Origin of the sequence: Micromonospora sp. DT46 (assembly GCF_049841735.1) — a bacterium.
In the GTDB taxonomy this organism is placed as follows: domain Bacteria; phylum Actinomycetota; class Actinomycetes; order Mycobacteriales; family Micromonosporaceae; genus Micromonospora; species Micromonospora reichwaldensis.
In genome coordinates this window covers 1-284 of sequence record NZ_JBNCKW010000038.1, presented here as the reverse complement: position 1 = coordinate 284, position 284 = coordinate 1, and the positions used below count along the sequence as shown (strand labels likewise).

Below are 284 nucleotides of genomic sequence, written 5' to 3'. Positions count from 1 at the left end.
GTGCGGTACATCCGCGCCCCGGCCGCGGTTCCGGGCTCGTTGCCGGCTGCGGCGAACGGGTCGGGCACGAACCGCTCGGCCGTCAGCGCCGGCTGACCCGCGTAGCCCCGGGCCACACCCACGCCGCCCACGTACAGCTCGCCGACCACACCCACCGGGGCAAGGTGCAGGTCCCGGTTGAGCACGTACATCGTCATGCCCGGAAGGGCACGACCGATCGGCACCACCGGACCCGCCTGCTCGGTCTCCACCGGGAAGATGCACGTGCCCACACTCGCCTCGGT

At 72.9% G+C, this 284-nt stretch carries 1 protein-coding gene; it reads right to left on the bottom strand.

What is annotated here, in order from left to right; genetic code table 11:
- The coding region (locus ACLQ20_RS31365) for an AMP-binding protein (protein WP_425858386.1) at positions 1 to 224 on the bottom strand (224 nt) is incomplete at its 3' end.
- Positions 225 to 284 lie beyond the last annotated feature (60 nt).